The sequence below is a fragment of the Rothia sp. 11254D007BW genome, assembly GCF_053548195.1.
The window spans coordinates 1,812,914-1,826,690 of the sequence record NZ_JBPWPK010000001.1; the positions used below are offsets into that span (position 1 = coordinate 1,812,914).

Consider the following 13,777-nt stretch of genomic DNA (forward strand, 5'->3'; position numbering starts at 1 on the left):
TAGAGACATGACTTTTCCTATTCCCCGGGCACCGAAGAGGCGGGCTTTCACGCCCGTTGCTGCCATGCCCACGGTTGAGGAGGTCTCTGCAGGCGGCGTCATCGTCAACTTTGACGACCGCAACCTGCCCGTTGCTATCATCGCCCGCATCAACCGCGGCGGGCGCCTGGAATGGTGCCTACCCAAGGGCCATCCCGAGGGGGACGAGTCCAAGGCGGCAGCTGCGGCCCGTGAAATTGAAGAAGAAACCGGTATTTCTGGCGACGTGATTACTTCGCTGGGATCCATCGACTACTGGTTCAATGTGTCCGGGCACCGCGTGCATAAGACGGTTCACCACTTCTTGTTCTCTGCAACCGGTGGCGAGCTAACCACCGAGAACGACCCCGACCATGAGGCGGTTGATGTCGCCTGGGTCAACATCGATGATTTGGGGCGTAAACTCTCCTTCCCCAATGAGCGGCGCATCGCTGAGATTGCCCGTGAGTACATCATTCACCAGCTCTCCTAGCTGACTGAGTAGATAAGGATTCCCGTGGCACGTTCCGGTGCTTTATCCAGCGCAATTATGGCCGCTGGTACGCTCGTTTCGAGGGTTCTGGGCTTCGTCAAAACCTTCCTGATTACTGTTGCTCTCGGTGCCACCACTACCGTGGGCGATATTTTTGAAACCGCTAACACCCTGCCCAACCTGATTTATGTGCTGGTAGCTGGCGGTATTTTTAACGCCGTCCTGGTGCCTCAAATCATCAAGGCTGCCAAGCACGATGACGGCGGCTCCGACTACGTCTCGCGTCTGGTAACGCTGGCGGTCAGCGGTATCGCGGCAGTAACCGCGGTCGTCCTGCTCTTCTCCTGGCCCATTATTGCGGTGATGGGCAGCAAGTGGACGCCCGAGCAACAGCATTTCGGCTGGATTTTCGCCCTCTGGTGCCTGCCCCAGATTTTCTTCTACGGCCTCTACACGGTCCTAGGCCAGGTGCTCAACGCCCGCGGTGCCTTTGGCTGGTACATGTGGGCTCCCGTCCTCAACAATGTGGTAGCTATTGCCGCCCTGGTTGTCTTCATCGTTTCTTTCGGCCCCCAGGACGTCACCACCAACCCGCCCTTCCATAACCTAGAGAGCTGGACGTCTGCCCAGACCCTGGTGCTGGCAGGTTCAGCGACCCTGGGTGTAGCCCTGCAGGCCCTCATTCTCTTTATCCCCCTGCGTAAGGTGGGTCTGAAGCTGCGCCCGAAATTTGGTTGGCGAGGCATCGGCCTGGGCACAGCAGCAAACCTAGCAGGATGGACGCTAGCTACCGGTGCAATCTCTAACCTGGCTTTCATGTACCTCACCAAGGTCGCAGCCGGTGTAATCGGCGCCCGCGAGGACTTCCTCGCCATGGGCGTGCAAATTCCCGGTGTGCAGGCCCTGAACTACTCATCTATGCTCTACTCCCTGCCCCACGGCGTCATTGGCCTCTCCATCGCCACGGTGCTCTTCAACCGCATGTCAGCCGCCTCGCAGGACGACGACCATAGCTCGGTAGCCGCCGCACTCTCGTCCGGCCTGCGTACCGCATCTATCGCCACCATCTTCTGCGCTGTAGCCCTCATCGTCTTCGCCGGGCCCATCGGCATGATCTTCGGCGGCGGCTCCCAGCAAGCAGGCGCAGTGATTGGCCAGACCATCGCCGTCATAGCCCTGGGCGGCCCCTTCCTCACCATCGCCTTCATGATGGGTCGCGTCTTCTACTCCCAAGAAGACGCCAGAACACCCTTCTACATCCAGCTCATCTCAGCGGTTGTTATTGTCGCCATGGGCTTCACCGCCTCTCAGCTGGCTCCCCAATACACCATCTATGGCCTGGCCCTCACCTACGCCCTGCAGAACGTGCTGGCGGTCTATCTAAGCCACCGCGTCCTTGCCCGCCGCCTCGGCGACTACGGGGTGCGTGAACTCGTCTCAACCCACGCCCGCGTCTCCTTCGCATCCATCGGCGCAGGTCTAGCCGGTGCCGCCGCCCTCTACCTACTGGGTGGCTACACCTTCGACGGCTTCGCCTGGGCCTCACGAGGGAGCGCCTTCATCACCGTCCTTACAGGCGGTATCGTCATGGCGGTTGCCTACTACGCCATGCTTATGCTCTTCCGCGTACGCGAGCTCGATACCCTGATGAACCCGATTATGGCGAAACTCGGTATGCACCGCCCCACTGTCCGCCACAAAGGGTAAACTCAGTAACCTAACCAATCACTCACCCATTCGCAACGGGAGGCCCCACTTGACACAGCAGATTCCCCTCAACACCCTGCTGGGAGATCGCTACAAAGTCACCGCGCACCTGCTCGACACAGCCAGCGGCGACACCGTGCTTGAGGGCCTTGATACGGTACTTAACCGCAAGGTCTCCATCGTTGTGGCAGCCCCCGACCACAGCCGTCTATTGGTCGCCAATGCCCGCAATTCCAGCGCGCTTTCCCGTTCCGCTGTGCAGGTGCTCGACCTGGGCAACCACAGCGAGCGCACCTACCTAATCACCTCTCATTCCCGCCCTGACACCCTGCTCGATGTGCTCCTGACCGAGGGCGGCAGCAACTCCGCTGAAGAATTCGGCGAGGAAATCTTTGGTGATACCGGTTCCATGACCGCCCCCAATACCTACGTGGTGGCTAAAGAAAAGCCCGCTGGCCAGGGCCAGGACGCCGGCGCGGCAGCAGGTGCCGCAGCGGTAGCGGGTGCAACCTCCATCTCTGCCACCCGTAACCTCTCCACCGTAGAAGAAGAACCCGCCGACGAGTTCGAAGAATACGACGCCGAAGAAGAGGGCTACTACGAGGGGGACGAACCCACCGAACGCAACGGTGGCATGTGGGTCGTTGGTATCGCGGCCGTCCTGCTGCTCGTTATCGGCGCCGGAGCCGTCTTTGCCAGCCTCGGCGGCATGGTAGATTCTGACGCCTCAAAGCAGGTACTCGACGCCAACGGCACCGCCGTAGCCACCGCACCAGCCAGTGCCTCGGCAAGCGCCTCAGCGAGCGCGTCCGCCTCAGCAACCCCCAGCGAAACCTCCCTGCCCACCCCCAAGATTGAGGGCACCTTCACCCGCACGGTACCGTCCGCTCCCACCCTCATGGCTGAAAGCGATTCCCTGCTGGACAACCTGACCGATGGCAATGCCTCCACCACCTGGCTCTCCCTGGCCTTTGGCTCAGCGAACTTCGGTGGGCTGACCGATTCCTTCTATCTCTCAGCCAAGCTCGATGAGGCAACCACCGTCAACAGCATCACCATCAACCAGGTGTCAGGTGTGGGTGGCGCTTTCACCATCTATGCCAACGACTCAGCCTCCATTGAAGGAGCCACCGAAATCGGCTCCGGTAGCTTCGCAGCCACCGGCGACACCACCGTCCAGCTCAACAAGGACGCCCAGGACGGCAAGACCGAATACATCATCGTCCAGTTCACCAGCGCACCGCAGCTGAGCCAGCCCATCGTATCGGGCTACGTCTACGGCCTGCGACTGGCAGAAATTTCCGTCAAGTAACAGTACACCTACCGCCGGCGGGTGGGTTGGGAATAAACCCCACCCACCCGCCGTTCCATACCCATAGCGCACCAAACCAACACCAAGGAGAACAATGACCGACAACGCACTCGGAGGCCTCTTCGGCGGCGCTGCTGCCGGCATCAACCTGGCAGGAGCAGCCACTACCACTGCCCCCGACGCCACCGCCGAGAGCGGCGACCAGACCGTCCACAACGTCATCATCGTGGGCTCAGGCCCCTCGGGCTACACCGCCGCTATTTACACCGCACGGGCCAATCTCAAGCCCGTCCTTTTTGCTTCTTCTATCTCCCCCGGTGGTGACCTGATGACCACCACCGAGGTCGAGAACTTCCCCGGCTTCATTAACGGCATTCAGGGCCCAGAGCTGATGACCAACATCGGTGCCCAGGCCGAGCGTTTTGGTGCGGATATCCGCTACGAGGACGTTGCCGAGGTTGAGCTGGAGGGCGATGTTAAGAAGGTTATTCTGACCGACGGGTCAGTTCATCTGGCCAAGACCGTTATCATCTCCACCGGTTCTGAGTACCGCAAGCTGGGCGTGGATGGCGAAGCCCGCCTTTCTGGCCACGGCGTCTCCTGGTGTGCAACCTGCGACGGCTTCTTCTTCAAGGAGAAGGCCCTGGCTGTTATTGGCGGTGGCGACTCCGCCCTCGAAGAGGCCCTTTTCCTGACCTCTTTTGCCTCGAAGGTTTACCTAGTTCACCGCCGCGATTCTTTCCGCGCCTCAGAGATTATGGCTCAGCGAGCTCTGGCCCACGAGAAGATTGAGGTCATCTGGGATTCGGTTGTTAAGACTATCGACGGTGGCGAGAAGGTCTCCGGCCTGACCCTGTCGAATGTAAAGACCGGTGAGGAAACCTCCCTGGATGTTGAGGGTGTATTCGTTGCTATCGGCTCAGACCCCCGTACCTCCCTGGTTCAGGGCCAGCTGGACCTGACCGAAGCCGGCACGATCGCCGTTGAGGGCCGTTCTTCTCGTACCTCTATCCCGGGTGTCTTTGCCGCAGGCGACGTCATCGACCCCACCTACCGCCAGGCCATCACAGCAGCCGGTTCAGGCTGCGTCGCAGCCCTGGATGCCCAGCACTACCTCGAGGCCCTCTAAGCCTCCTCTACCCCCTCTACGAAAGGTTATTTATCATGGCACAGCAGGTTACTGACGCTACTTTTGCTGACGAGGTTCTGAAGTCAGACAAGCCCGTCATCGTCGATTTCTGGGCTGAATGGTGCGGCCCCTGCCGCATGGTCGGCCCTATCATCGACCAGCTCGGTGAAGAGTACGGCGACAAGGTCAAGGTACTCAAGCTCGACGTTGAGAACAACCCCGCCACCGCAATGAAATACGGTATTACCTCTATCCCCGCTATCTATGTTTTCAAGGACGGCGAGGTTGCCAAGCAGACCGTCGGCGCTAAGCCCAAGGCTGCCCTGGAGCAGGAGTTCGCGGAGTTCCTCAAGTAGGCTCTGCTTCTTCTCTAGACGCCCCTGACAAGCCCCTCAGCTTCCTGCTGAGGGGCTTGTTTGTGGCCACAGATGACTGCCAGAGACATCAGAAGAGGGTCGGAGTGTTTCACGTGAAACTCAGCAGATTGACCGCCTGATAACTAGGGACGAAGCGCGCAGGATACGAGAAAACGCATGAGCTGTGTTGCATTATCGCGAGTGAAGAGGGTGTCAAGCGCCTGGTTGAACTCTAGCCGTCGAGCAAAGGGAATATTGATGGCGTCAAAGCCATGCGACATTAGCTCTCCTGCCATCATCAATCGGGCGGTACGTTTGTTTCCATCAAAATAGAACTGAGATCGCACTGCGGAACAAAAGTAGGCAAGGGACCGCTCCCGAGGGTCTTCTATCTGGCTTAAGGCAGCCAGGAGGTTTGCGTAGTCTGCTAGAAGTTTTTCCCCGTTCTCACCGTGATCATCGCCGTCAATGACGCCACCTTGAGAGAGGCGCACATTTCCTCCGCCGGTCACAATTCCCTGACCTCGAAAAAGCCCGCTCTCGATAGCTTCATGCCGGGCAACAAGGGCATGAACCTGATTGGAGAACTCCCTGGTTAGTTCAAATGTTCCGGACTCAACATGCTCTGCAACGAAGTTGTAGCCCTCACTCAAGGCAAAAATTTGCTCCTCATCTTCAATGCTTTTCCCGCCCACCGTTACTCCATCGAGCAGGGTAATGACTTCTGGCAGAGTGAAAGCATTTCCTTCTAAGGCTGCAGTATTCCAAATCAGCTCGTTCAAATTGTGTTTAAAACGTGCCACAGCTCGCCCAGGCTCACTAGGCAAGATAGAGGAAGTATCTATAGGGCCGTTCCAAAAAATGCGTCCTGTCGTGTGCCGCTCATCTTGGGGAGCTATAAATCCTTCAGGTTGGGACGGCTGTAAAGGGCTGCCTGAAGGGTTACCGTTGCCCCAATGTATGCGGCGAGGAGGGAGACTCATGGTTAGTTTTCACCCCACTGGCTTGTTATCTGGCGGGCTAATGCTCCAAAGCTAAGAGAGTGCAGGTCAAGTATGCCTTGGACGGGGGAAACTAGGTTTATGCCTCCTTCATAAGTGGCTCCTTCGAGCTCATAGGTTTCAGCCTGCGCTAGAACAATTCCTGCAGGTTGAAAATTTGTGGCTTCGGCCAGGTTTAGAGAAAGATTCTGAGCTGCTAGTTCAAGGTTTTCTGCTACCCAGAGAACAATGGGAGCCAAAACAGCTTGCTTCCCCAAAAGGTGCGAGGCAAGGGGGGCACCAGAAAGAGCCCAGGAGGCTTTGCTTTGATCTCCTGCTGAAGCTACACGCAAGGCAAGTTCGGCTGGTGACATCGAAGGAGCTGGCGCATAGAAACGCACTCCCTGCCGCTGGGCCAGGTTTCCGTAAGGAGCGATTTTTTCAGCAATTTTTTCAGGGTCAAGGGGAGCTTCTGGGGTGGTGGGGATAATTTCCCACCGCTCATAGCGAGTTAACCATTGGGCTACTTCTGGACGAGTTTGAGGCAGGTTTTCTGGCAGGGTAGGGTCGAGAAGATAACGAGCTGCAGTAACAGCCCAGGGGTCTGAGGCTGGCCTGATGGAGCAGCTGAGATCATACCCATGAGCTAGTGCTATTTCACGCAAGGTCGCGGGTGTGGGCTCCGTTTTTTCTTGGGTTATGCGGAGCAAGGTTGAGCGAGCTATACCGGCTTTTCGAGCTGTTTGGGTAGGCTGTTTGACTGCTTCACTAATGAGTTCAGATATATCCACATGCCCCACCCTAAAATATCTGTTGCATACATGCAACAGACGGTGCACGCACGCAACACATATTTTGAAATATCACTCCATTCGTTTCACAAGAATCTTATTTTATTTTCTTTCCAAGAAGACTAAATCCCCACAATAAAAGCACCAGCGGTGCCAGCAGGGTTGATAGAGATGGATAACTTTTTACTACCGCACCCTCAGGGAGATTCTCCCATGTGCAGGTGTACCCTAAAGGAATAACTGAAAAACCTGCTTCACCATAAATGGAATCAAGATTAGTTGGGCACGAGGTAAACGTTTGCGAGAAAATAAACAATTCAGCGCCTACAGCACATATCCATATAAGAAGGGCTGCAAAAAATAATTTATTCGACATATTCCAATCTCTATTTTCAGTTGAAAGTCAGTGATGACTGAGTATATGAATCAGGTTCTGTTTCACGTGAAACGGAGGAATGACCTTTCAATTTAAACAAACTTGATTCTTTAAGGTTGTTTTTATGATTCTAGAGGGTCTTTACCGGGGTCATAGATTAATGAGCTCTCGCGTCCGCTTTTCTGAGATGCTTCATATCCAGCAGATCGGCCGGGAGCAAAAGAAGAACCATATAATTCCAGGGGCTGGGCTAAAGCATCACCCAGCGTCGATTTATTACCAGAAGATATATCACCCTCACTAGCGACAGATTTATTTTTAGAATTTCTCGCTTTAGGATTTTCTTTAATAACCACACGGCGCACAACGGCAACAAAGGCAAAAAACAGTAAGCCGTAAATAATAAAAACACCAAACCAGGCAATAAATTCATAGAAAAAAATTCACGATCACCACCTCCTTGTGATACACCCAGTGTAAAACATGCGGTATTCACATCACCACTTCTTTACGCCCACATTTCACGCCCTCACAGACATTTCACCGGGAAGCAGAAGATGAGAACCCCCTACCAGCAGGGGCCAGGCAAAGATCTGCTGAATGCAACGCAACAAAGAATTCATACGGTTTTGCGCTCTAGCAGCAAAAAATTGGAGCTCTAGAAGCCACTCTCAGCGCCTAACGCGACTTAACCGGCATCCAAGTAAGTTACACCCTCTTTAAGGCCCTCAGACGGCCGTACAGCGCTTTTTCACCTCCCCACAAGCCCAAAAAACCTAGATTTCCGCTCAGGGGCACCCATATACGTCATGTTTCACGTGAAACATAAAGAAGCGGTACCTGCGCTTCGAACAGGTACCGCTTTCAGGTCTCACGGGCAGGCCAGCCAACCCAAACTGACCGATCCCCTACTTTTTCTTGAGCTTGGGATCAATGATGTCAAGAATTCGATTGAGGTCGTCCACCGAGGCGAACTCGATGGTCATCTTGCCCTTACGAGCTCCCAGATTAATTTTGACGTTGGTATCCAGTTTGTCGGCCAAAGCATCGGCCAGATAATCCAGACGTTCTGAGTGGTCCTGCACCTTAGTGGTCTTCTGAGCACGCTCGGGGGCAGCAGAGCTACCAGCTGACACGAGCTCTTCAACAGCTCGCACAGACAGACCCTCATTGACGATTTTCTGGGCCAGAGTCTCAATATCAGCGGCCTTTTTCAGCCCCAGCAGGGCACGGGCATGACCCGAAGAAATGGTACCGGCAGCAACCCGGCGCTGAACCAGGGCAGGCAGTTTCAGCAGGCGGATAGTATTTGAAATCTGCGGGCGAGAGCGACCAATGCGTTGGGCCAGCTGTTCCTGGGTGGTTCCAAACTCTTCCAGAAGCTGCTGGTAGGCGGCAGCTTCTTCTATGGGGTTGAGCTGTGAACGGTGGAGGTTCTCCAGCAGGGCATCCCGCAGCAGGTCTTCGTCCTGAGTCTCACGAATAATCGCAGGAATGGTGGTCAGGCCCGCCCGCTGGGTAGCGCGCCAGCGGCGCTCACCCATGATGAGCTCGTACTTTTCAGCGCCGTCCTCCCGGCTGGGGCGCACAACAATCGGCTGGAGTACGCCGATTTCTTTAATAGAGTGCACCAGCTCCTGCATATCGTGCTCGTCAAAGTCGGTACGAGGCTGCTTACGGTTGGGGTGAATATCGGTGACGTTGAGGGTCGCAAAATCAGCGCCAGGAACAGGCACAAGGCCGTCTCCTGCTGCAGCGGTTTCGTCGCCGAAGAAGAAATCGACAGGACGCCGGGAACCGGTTGCGGTGCGCAGGGCAGCTCCCATGTCTGCCCGCTTCTTCTTTGATGTTTCACGTGAAACGCTCTTCTGGGCGGGGGCAGGAGTCTCTACACCTAGACCCAGATCTAGCTGTTCGCTCTCTACCGACTCGGTGTTTTTCTGCTCCACCGGGGGCTTAGCGCTCTCCGGAATGAGGGCTCCCAGACCCCGACCTAGACCGCGTTTTTTCTCTGCCACATTGACCTCCGTGCTCAAAAGTTTTCTCCACCCAAGTCTAGTGGAGTCAACTGCGCTGCGTAGACCAACGGCGCCCTGTGTAAACACAAGGCGCCGCTATTCTCGCTGAGCTTATCCGAGAGCCCCAGCAGGCTCACGCTCACTGCGAGTCCGCTGGGGCTTTCTGTAAATATTTGCTAAAACATCTTTGATACTGTGTTTATGCCCTTTTTGCCATCTCCATGGCGGCTTTCAAATAAGCCACAGCGCCGGGTGAGATAGGGTCATAGCTCATCACCGTTTGTTGATAGCTGGGGGCTTCAGAGATGCGCACAGACCGGGGAATAGCGGTATCGAGCACCTGATCTGGGAAGTGCTCCCGCACTTCGTCAGCGACCTGGGATGAAAGGTTGGTACGGCCGTCGTACATGGTGAGCAAGATGGTGCTAATGTGCAGCTCTGAATTGAGGTGCTTTTGAATCATGCCGATATTCTTCAGCAGCTGGCTCAGCCCTTCCAGGGCGTAGTACTCACACTGAATAGGAATCAGTACTTCACGAGCAGCACAGAAAGCGTTGATGGTGAGCAATCCCAGGGAGGGTGGGCAGTCAATGAAGATATAGTCCAGGCGGGGAAGGCCGGCTGCTTCGCGGGCTGCCGCGTAATCAGATACAGCGGTCTTCAATCGCGTCTCTCGGGCCACCATAGAGACCAGCTCGATTTCAGCACCCGCTAGATCGATGTTGGCAGGGGCGCACCAAAGGTTCTCGATATCTGGGCAGGGCTGCACAATATCTGCCAGGGGCTTATCGTCAATCAGAACATCGTAGGTTGAAGGAACCTCTACCCCGTGCTCAATGCCTAGGGCAGTAGATGCGTTGCCCTGGGGGTCATTGTCGATCACTAAAACATTCATGCCCTTGAGGGCGAGAGCGGCAGCTAGATTGACAGCGGTTGAGGTCTTACCGACCCCACCCTTCTGGTTGGAGATAGTAAAGATACGAGTCTCATGGGGGCGGCTGAGAGTCTCACTTGCCAGCGCTTCAAACTGTTGCTTGGCAGAGCGGGCCTGTTGGCTGATGGGGTTATTCTGGGCGGACGCAAGGTCAGCACGCTCTAGCTTTTCACGTGTTTCACGTGAAACATGTGAGCCGCGGTCGGGCTTTGCGGAGGCGTCCTGAGGTTCAGGTGGTAACCCAAAATCGGGAATATTGGAGATAGTAGACACCGGCTGTGCTCCCTCGGTAGGTGTGATGGTCTCGCTCATCTAAGGTTACCTGCTTACACCCGGCCGTCTGAATCACTAAATATTAAACACTATTTATAGGTTGTTTAAATAAATATTTCCCCACGTTTCACGTGAAACACTGCTCCAGTTCTATAATCACCAACCATGACCATCATTCGACCAGCCCGCCCAGAAGACGCCGCCAACCTGGCCGTCCTTTCAGCAGAAACCTTCTCTGAAACCTTTACCTACTACCCACCAGAAGACCTAGCCACCTATCTAGCCGAGGCCTACACAGAAGCGGGATATGCGCGTGATATCGCCAGCCCCGACTACGGCATCTGGGTAGCGGAGCAGGGCGGCAACCTCATCGGCTACATAGTAGCGTCCTCCGCCCATCTCCCCCACCCAGAGCTCAAAAGCACTGATGGAGAGATCAGGCGGCTCTACGTGCGTTCTGAGCACCAGGGGCAGGGTCTAGGCTCCCAGCTCCTTGAAAAGGCCCTCCAGTGGCTTCTCAAGGACAAGCCACAGCGCACCCTCTGGCTGGGTGTCTGGTCTGAAAACTATGGGGCTCAGCGCCTCTATAGCCGCTACGGCTTTAAACGGGTGGGCGACTACTACTTCGAGGTCGGCAGCACCCGGGACTTTGAGTTCATCTTCAGAAGGGACCCCCGCTAGGCCCATAAGAAAAAGCCCGGCTCCCCTTGAAAGGGGAGCCGGGCTGTGCCGTCCTCGGGTAAAGGTTAGAGGCTAACGCGCACTACAGTGGTGGGCTCTTCGAGCAGGGACTCACCGGCAACCAAAATTTCGGTCTCGCGAGCGCCGTACTTGTTGAGCTTCTTCTGAGCCTTGGTAATCTCGTCCGCCGCGCTGCGGCCCTTGAGGGCTAGCAGCTGGCCAGTGCCGCGCAGAATCGGCAGGGTGATGTCCAGCAGGCCAACGAGGGCTGAGACGGCGCGGGCGGTCACATAGTCAGCGTCAACCTGGCCTACGGCCTGCTCAGCGCGCGAGCGCAGGATTTCGACATTATCGAGCCCGAGATCGTCCACGACCTCGGTCAGCCAGATAACTCGGCGCTCCAAGGGCTCAATGAGGGTCAGCTGCAGGTCGGGGCGGGCAATGGCCAGACAGAGGCCGGGCAAGCCCGCACCGGAGCCCACGTCGGCGACGCGGGCGCCGTCCTCGATGAACTCCTCAACCACGGCGCAGTTGAGCACGTGGCGCTCCCAGAGGCGGGGAACCTCGCGGGGGCCAATCAGGCCTCGTTCGATGCCGCTGGTAGCTAGGTGCTCCACGTAGCGCTCTGCCAGGGGCAGGCGGTCACCGAAGATCTGGTCGGCAGCTACCAGGGTAGGGCCAGCCAGTTCGGGAAGGTCGGTGGTTGCTTCGTTCATGGTCTAGTCCTCCGCCGGCATGATGACGATATGACGGTCGGGACCAGCGCCTTCGGACTCGGAGTGGAGGCCGTGGGCTGCCACAATGTCGTGTACCAGTTTACGCTCGTAGGAGCCCAGGGGCTCCAGGTGCACGTCGTCACCGGTTTCTTTGACGCGGGCAATGGCGGTTTCAGCCATGTCCACGAGAGCCTTCTGGCGGCCGGCACGATGCTCAGCGATGTCCAGAATCAGGCGGGTGCGCTGGCCGGTGGCAGCCAGCACCGAGAGGCGCACGAGCTCCTGCAGGGCGTCCAGCACTTCGCCGTCTTCACCCACGAGGGCAGAGAGTTCAGTGTTATTGCCGTCCTCGGTTACAACCGAGAGGTAGGTGCGGCCGTTGCGCACCTCGATGTCGATGTCGCCGTCGATGTCTGCGATGTCGAGAAGTTCTTCGAGGTAGTCAGCGGCGATGTCGCCTTCGTCCTCAAAGCCCTGCTCTGCGGCGTCTTCAAGGACGCTGTCTGCGGCGGTTTCTTCGTAGGCTTCAGTCATGGGGTTCCTCCTGTAGCTGCCGCTATTTCTTCTTGTTCTGCTGCTTTTGGCGCTTCTTGCTCATAGGCTGCTGACGCTGGCCGCGGTTGGCACGCTCACGCTGGGCTTCGAGCTCAGCTTCGTGCTCTTCCTTGGTCTTACCAACGGGGGGCAGACCCTTGGCGGCGCGGCGCTCGTTGAGCTCACGCTCGGCCTGAGAACCGGGGGTGGGGTTGTTCTTGATGACCCAGTACTGCTGGCCCAGTGACCAGAAGTTGGAGACGGTCCAGTAGACGAGCACGCCCAGGGGGAAGTTGATACCCGAGATAGCGAAGACCAGGGGCAGCACGTAGAGCATGATCTGCTGCTGGCGGTACATGGGGGACTGCTTGGCGGCGTCCGACATATTCTTCACCGAGAGCTGCTTGGTGATGTAGAACTGGGTAGCGCTCATGAGCACGACCATGATGGCGGCGATGATGATGGTCGCTGCGTGGTTGCCATCGCCGGGGCGCATCATAGTGGAGAAGAGGGGGGCGCCGAAGATGTAGGCGTCGTTGAACTGCTCGACCTTGTCGTTGGAGAGCATCAAGATGCTCTCGTTGTTAGCAGCTGCGCTGGGTACACCGTTGAGTACCTGGAAGAGGCCGAAGAAGATGGGCATCTGCACCAGGATGGGCATGCAGGAGGCCAGGGGGTTGGAGCCGGTCTTGCGGTAGAGTTCCATCTGCTCCTGGGCCATGGCCTGGCGGGAGAGCTGGTCGGTCTTGCCCTTGTACTTGGCCTGGAGCTTGGCCAGTTCGGGCTGCAGTTCCTGCATGCCGCGCATGGCCTTGATCTGCTTCATGAAGAGCGGGATGGTGAGGGTTCGCATGACCAGGGTCAGGCCGATGATGGCCAGTACCCAGGTGACGCCGGACGCGGGGTCCATGCCGATGGCGGTGAAGAGTTCGTGGAATGCCCAGAGAATCGCCGAGACGATCCATTTGAAGGGCCAGAGAATGATGTCGAACATAGTTCTCTCCCTGGCTCGGGTGTGTGAGCCGGTTGTGGTGGACTGCAGCCAGTGCCTGTTAGTGGTTCAGGTGCTGGTGCGGGTGGTTTAGAAGTATTATTTTGGGTTCGGTGCCGGGGGCGAAGGTGCGCCGCCCGGGTGGAACCGGGTCGAGGCCTCCGGTGGCCCAGGGGTGGCAGCGCAGTAGACGGCGGACGGTCAGCGAGAGGCCGCGTATGGCGCCGTGGGTGGTGAGCGATTCGAGCCCGTAGGCTGAGCAGCTCGGATAGTACCGGCAGACGTTGCCGTAGAGCGGCGAGACGATGGCGCGGTAGACCTTGATGAAAGCGATGAGGACGTTCTGGGGCAGGGTGATAGCTGCCTGAACGAGGGTGGTGGGTACGACGAACTCGTGGGGGGCCTGGTTGAGCAGGACGTCTTCGTCCGTGTGAGCCCCGCTGGGGTGCTGATGGGAGGCGCTCATGG

Annotated in this window: 15 protein-coding genes; 6 read left to right on the forward strand and 9 right to left on the reverse strand. The window is 57.1% G+C overall.

Annotated features, from left to right (window positions below; translation table 11 throughout):
* Nucleotides 1-7: 7 nt before the first annotated feature.
* The 5 genes from ACEE43_RS08090 to trxA all read left to right on the forward strand — a co-directional run bounded on the left by ACEE43_RS08090 (nucleotide 8) and on the right by trxA (nucleotide 5,015).
* The gene (locus ACEE43_RS08090; RefSeq protein WP_237197713.1) at nucleotides 8-511 is read left to right on the forward strand and encodes an NUDIX domain-containing protein; all 504 of its coding nucleotides are present in this window, start codon (nucleotides 8-10) and stop codon (nucleotides 509-511) included.
* Nucleotides 512-535: 24 nt separating this feature from the next.
* Nucleotides 536-2,218: a murein biosynthesis integral membrane protein MurJ gene (gene murJ / locus ACEE43_RS08095; protein ID WP_449107163.1), complete on the forward strand. Its 1,683-nt coding sequence runs from the start codon at nucleotides 536-538 to the stop codon at nucleotides 2,216-2,218.
* Nucleotides 2,219-2,267: 49 nt separating this feature from the next.
* Nucleotides 2,268-3,530, forward strand: coding sequence for a serine/threonine protein kinase (locus ACEE43_RS08100; protein WP_449107164.1), 1,263 nt, complete (start codon nucleotides 2,268-2,270; stop codon nucleotides 3,528-3,530).
* Between the two features lie 94 nt (nucleotides 3,531-3,624).
* Nucleotides 3,625-4,659 carry a thioredoxin-disulfide reductase gene (trxB, locus tag ACEE43_RS08105; protein ID WP_449107165.1) on the forward strand — a complete coding sequence of 345 codons (1,035 nt, stop codon included), beginning with the start codon at nucleotides 3,625-3,627 and terminating at the stop codon, nucleotides 4,657-4,659.
* A 35-nt stretch (nucleotides 4,660-4,694) separates the two neighbouring features.
* Nucleotides 4,695-5,015, forward strand: a complete 321-nt coding sequence (trxA, locus tag ACEE43_RS08110; RefSeq protein ID WP_185173759.1) for a thioredoxin — start codon at nucleotides 4,695-4,697, stop codon at nucleotides 5,013-5,015.
* A gap of 143 nt (nucleotides 5,016-5,158) precedes the next feature.
* On the opposite strand, the gene ACEE43_RS08115 is transcribed toward trxA, so the two are convergent.
* The 5 genes from ACEE43_RS08115 to ACEE43_RS08135 form a co-directional block, all read right to left on the reverse strand.
* Nucleotides 5,159-5,818 (reverse strand): hypothetical protein, encoded by a 660-nt coding sequence (locus tag ACEE43_RS08115; RefSeq protein ID WP_449107166.1) that lies wholly within the window; start codon nucleotides 5,816-5,818, stop codon nucleotides 5,159-5,161.
* Between the two features lie 182 nt (nucleotides 5,819-6,000).
* Nucleotides 6,001-6,786: a helix-turn-helix domain-containing protein gene (locus tag ACEE43_RS08120; RefSeq protein WP_449107167.1), complete on the reverse strand. Its 786-nt coding sequence runs from the start codon at nucleotides 6,784-6,786 to the stop codon at nucleotides 6,001-6,003.
* Nucleotides 6,787-6,883: 97 nt separating this feature from the next.
* Complete coding sequence (locus tag ACEE43_RS08125) at nucleotides 6,884-7,162, reverse strand: hypothetical protein (protein WP_449107168.1); 279 nt, start codon at nucleotides 7,160-7,162, stop codon at nucleotides 6,884-6,886.
* Nucleotides 7,163-8,070: 908 nt separating this feature from the next.
* Nucleotides 8,071-9,180 carry a ParB/RepB/Spo0J family partition protein gene (locus ACEE43_RS08130; RefSeq protein ID WP_449107169.1) on the reverse strand — a complete coding sequence of 370 codons (1,110 nt, stop codon included), beginning with the start codon at nucleotides 9,178-9,180 and terminating at the stop codon, nucleotides 8,071-8,073.
* A 199-nt stretch (nucleotides 9,181-9,379) separates the two neighbouring features.
* Nucleotides 9,380-10,198, reverse strand: coding sequence for a ParA family protein (locus ACEE43_RS08135; RefSeq protein ID WP_449122321.1), 819 nt, complete (start codon nucleotides 10,196-10,198; stop codon nucleotides 9,380-9,382).
* Between the two features lie 354 nt (nucleotides 10,199-10,552).
* On the opposite strand from ACEE43_RS08135, the gene ACEE43_RS08140 reads away from it, so the two are divergent.
* A complete protein-coding gene (locus ACEE43_RS08140; protein WP_449107171.1) occupies nucleotides 10,553-11,068 on the forward strand; it encodes an N-acetyltransferase family protein in 516 nt (171 codons plus the stop codon).
* Nucleotides 11,069-11,133: 65 nt separating this feature from the next.
* Here the strand turns inward: ACEE43_RS08140 and rsmG are convergent, their stop codons facing one another.
* From rsmG to yidD, 4 genes are read right to left on the reverse strand one after another with little or no spacing between them, the layout of a single operon-like run.
* Complete coding sequence (gene rsmG / locus ACEE43_RS08145; RefSeq protein WP_449107172.1) at nucleotides 11,134-11,784, reverse strand: 16S rRNA (guanine(527)-N(7))-methyltransferase RsmG; 651 nt, start codon at nucleotides 11,782-11,784, stop codon at nucleotides 11,134-11,136.
* Nucleotides 11,785-11,787: 3 nt separating this feature from the next.
* Nucleotides 11,788-12,318 carry a Jag family protein gene (locus ACEE43_RS08150; RefSeq protein ID WP_449107173.1) on the reverse strand — a complete coding sequence of 177 codons (531 nt, stop codon included), beginning with the start codon at nucleotides 12,316-12,318 and terminating at the stop codon, nucleotides 11,788-11,790.
* 22 nt (nucleotides 12,319-12,340) lie between these two features.
* Nucleotides 12,341-13,312 carry a membrane protein insertase YidC gene (gene yidC / locus ACEE43_RS08155; RefSeq protein ID WP_237205117.1) on the reverse strand — a complete coding sequence of 324 codons (972 nt, stop codon included), beginning with the start codon at nucleotides 13,310-13,312 and terminating at the stop codon, nucleotides 12,341-12,343.
* A 58-nt stretch (nucleotides 13,313-13,370) separates the two neighbouring features.
* A complete protein-coding gene (gene yidD, locus ACEE43_RS08160) occupies nucleotides 13,371-13,775 on the reverse strand; it encodes a membrane protein insertion efficiency factor YidD (protein WP_449107174.1) in 405 nt (134 codons plus the stop codon).
* Nucleotides 13,776-13,777 lie beyond the last annotated feature (2 nt).